3 protein-coding genes are annotated in these 2,851 nt (G+C 70.8%); 2 read left to right on the top strand and 1 reads right to left on the bottom strand.

Annotated elements, in window-relative coordinates; genetic code table 11:
- Nucleotides 1-189: 189 nt before the first annotated feature.
- On the bottom strand, nt 190-951 hold the full coding sequence (locus ACFXGX_RS43135) for an alpha/beta hydrolase (protein ID WP_384803957.1): 762 nt from the start codon (nt 949-951) through the stop codon (nt 190-192).
- 113 nt (nt 952-1,064) lie between these two features.
- Between ACFXGX_RS43135 and ACFXGX_RS43130 the strand changes: the two genes are divergently transcribed.
- Both ACFXGX_RS43130 and ACFXGX_RS43125 read left to right on the top strand, forming a co-directional pair.
- Nucleotides 1,065-2,219, top strand: a complete 1,155-nt coding sequence (locus tag ACFXGX_RS43130) for an adenosine deaminase (protein ID WP_384803954.1) — start codon at nt 1,065-1,067, stop codon at nt 2,217-2,219.
- Nucleotides 2,220-2,362: 143 nt separating this feature from the next.
- Nucleotides 2,363-2,713: an ATP-binding protein gene (locus tag ACFXGX_RS43125; RefSeq protein ID WP_384803951.1), complete on the top strand. Its 351-nt coding sequence runs from the start codon at nt 2,363-2,365 to the stop codon at nt 2,711-2,713.
- Nucleotides 2,714-2,851 lie beyond the last annotated feature (138 nt).

Genomic DNA, 2,851 nt, shown 5'->3' with positions numbered 1-2,851 from the left:
CTCGCCGCACCCGGCGAAGACCCAAGTACGTCCAGTACGAGGGTCTGCGCCCGGCACACCGAGAGCACGCACCAGACGCCGCCGGGCCCGCCCTCCGGGCGGACGACGCGACTTTACGGACACGCCCCAGGGCCTGTCTGACAATTCCCGTCCGCCCTGCGGGCGACGACGCGAATTGTCAGACGGGCCCTAGCGGCGCAACGACTGCCCGAAGCCCGCCGCCAGCGGCATCCGCAGCCCGAGCGGCGGCGGCGCGGCGAAGGCGTCCTCGACCGGGCGGGAGTAGGAGTGGCCGAACAGCGAGCCCATCACGAAGTCCTCGGCGAGGGCGAGGACTTCGTGCCGGTGCTGGTGCAGCGCGTGCCCGTCCGAGTGGACCTCGAAGCGGCAGATGCCGCGGTTGGCCTTCTTCGCGCGCGAGGCGAGCCGGAAGGACAGTTCCGGGTCGGTACGCGCGTCGTTCGTGCCGTGCACGATCAGCACGCGCCGCCCCGCGAGCTGTTTCACCGGTTCGGCTGGCGCCGCTACGTCCTCCTCCGGCAGCCAGGGTGCCAGCGCCAGCACGGAGTTGACGGCCGTGTGCCCGCCCGCGCGCAGCGCCGCCCGGCCGCCCATGTCGATGCCGGCCAGACACACGGGCACGTCGCCGTAGCGGCGGACGACCTCGTCCGCGGCCCAGGACGCGTCGGCCGCGAGATGGGCCTCGCTGCCGTTCCAGCCGCGGACCCGGTAGTGCACCACATGGCCGACCAGGCCTTCCGTGCGTCCGGCGCGGGCCAGCCTGCGCCCGAGCGCGCGTACGGAGGCGGTCGCCATCATGGGTGAGGGTCTTCGGGACGAGGTCTCCTCGCCGCCCGGCAGCAGCAGAACAACTCCGCTGACCGCCGTCGGCTCGGGGCCGAGCGCCCTCCCCAGCCGGGCCCTGCGAACCGGCGTCGCTTGCTGTGCCATGACAGAACAGTGTCAGAAGCAAGGGTGTACGCCACCCGTCCGCACGGTCACCGTTACGTATCGACGGTTGCGCACAACAGGAGATCTACGCGCGTAGGGGCTAGAGTTTGAAAATGACGAGCCAGATCCGGAACACCCCGAGCTCGGAGCAGATCCGCCGGGCGCCCAAGGTCCTGCTGCACGATCACCTCGACGGGGGCCTGCGCCCCGGCACGATCGTCGAACTCGCCCGCGACACCGGCTACTCCGGCCTCCCCGAGACCGATCCCGGCAAGCTCGGGATCTGGTTCCGCGAGGCCGCCGACTCCGGTTCGCTGGAGCGGTACCTGGAGACCTTCGCCCACACCTGCGCCGTCATGCAGACCCGCGAGGCCCTGGTGCGGGTCGCCGCCGAGTGCGCCGAGGACCTCGCCGAGGACGGCGTCGTCTACGCCGAGGTGCGGTACGCGCCGGAGCAGCACCTGGAGGGCGGGCTCAGCCTCGAAGAGGTCGTCGAGGCGGTCAACGAGGGCTTCCGGGAAGGGGAACGGCTGGCCCGGGAGAACGGCCACCGCATCCGGGTCGGCGCCCTGCTGACCGCGATGCGGCACGCGGCCCGCGCCCTGGAGATCGCCGAACTCGCCAACCGCTACCGCGACTCGGGCGTCGTCGGCTTCGACATCGCGGGCGCCGAGGCCGGCTTCCCGCCCACCCGGCACCTCGACGCCTTCGAGTACCTCAAGCGCGAGAACAACCACTTCACGATCCACGCCGGCGAGGCGTTCGGCCTGCCGTCCATCTGGCAGGCGCTCCAGTGGTGCGGCGCCGACCGGCTCGGGCACGGCGTCCGCATCATCGACGACATCGAGGTGCGCGAGGACGGCTCGGTCGAGCTCGGCCGGCTCGCCTCGTACGTCCGTGACAAGCGCATCCCGCTGGAGCTGTGCCCCAGCTCCAACCTCCAGACCGGCGCCGCCGACTCGTACGCGGCCCACCCCATCGGGCTGCTGCGGCGTCTGCATTTCCGTGCCACCGTCAATACCGACAACCGCCTGATGTCGGGTACGAGCATGAGCCGGGAATTCGAGCACCTTGTCGAGGCGTTCGGTTACTCGCTCGACGACATGCAGTGGTTCTCGGTCAATGCTATGAAGTCAGCATTCATTCCTTTCGATGAACGGCTGGCCATGATCAATGACGTGGTCAAGCCCGGATATGCGGAATTGAAGTCCGAATGGCTGTTCCAGCAGACGGCCTCCACCAGCGGTTCTTCGGGAGAACAAGCCTGATCGAGACGAACGGAAAGCGGCCGGGTCTTCACTTCTCCTCCATGACTCGGCCGCTTTTCGCTGTTTGCGGACGGTGGGATCGCGTGTTTACGGTTCTGGACCGCTCACATACCCGTCTCACCCACCCCAAGGACGCATCCCTGATGAAGCAGTCTGTTGCCAAGACCCTCGGTGTCGCCGCTCTCGGCGCCGCTTTCGCCGCTGTCGGCGCGGGCGCCGCGAACGCCGCCCCGGCCGTGCCGGACGCCTCCTCGGCACTGGACGGCGTCACCAAGACGCTGCCCTCCGAGAGCGTCGCCTCGGCGCTGCCCGGAGCCGGTGAGGCGCTCGCCCAGGGCCAGAGCGCGCTCGGCACGGGTGCGGTCGCCGCGCAGCCCGCCACGCGTCTGCTCGCCAACGGGCCGTCCGCGCCCGTGGCCGGGCTGCTCGGGGGGCTGCCGCTGCAGGGGCTGCCCACGCACGGCCTGCCGGTCAACGGCGTTCCGCTGGGCTGACGTTCGCGGTCGGACGCAGGGCCCCCGCCTGTCCGAGCCCGGGGCCTTCCGTCCGTACGTGGACGCGCCGCGCGCGTCGCGGCCGTGCCGATTCCGGCCGCACGAACGCCGGTGGGGCACACCCTTCCCGGGTGTGCC

Source organism: Streptomyces sp. NPDC059371, from assembly GCF_042751995.1.
GTDB lineage: Bacteria > Actinomycetota > Actinomycetes > Streptomycetales > Streptomycetaceae > Streptomyces.
Note: the sequence above shows the minus strand (reverse complement) of the source record. Positions and strands in the feature narration are given on the sequence as shown.

Coding starts and splice junctions, on each gene's coding strand:
- ACFXGX_RS43135 (WP_384803957.1), bottom strand. CDS start 951: ATGGCACAGCAAGCGACGCCGGTTCGCAGGGCCCGGCTGGGGAGGGCG.
- ACFXGX_RS43130 (WP_384803954.1), top strand. CDS start 1,065: ATGACGAGCCAGATCCGGAACACCCCGAGCTCGGAGCAGATCCGCCGG.
- ACFXGX_RS43125 (WP_384803951.1), top strand. CDS start 2,363: ATGAAGCAGTCTGTTGCCAAGACCCTCGGTGTCGCCGCTCTCGGCGCC.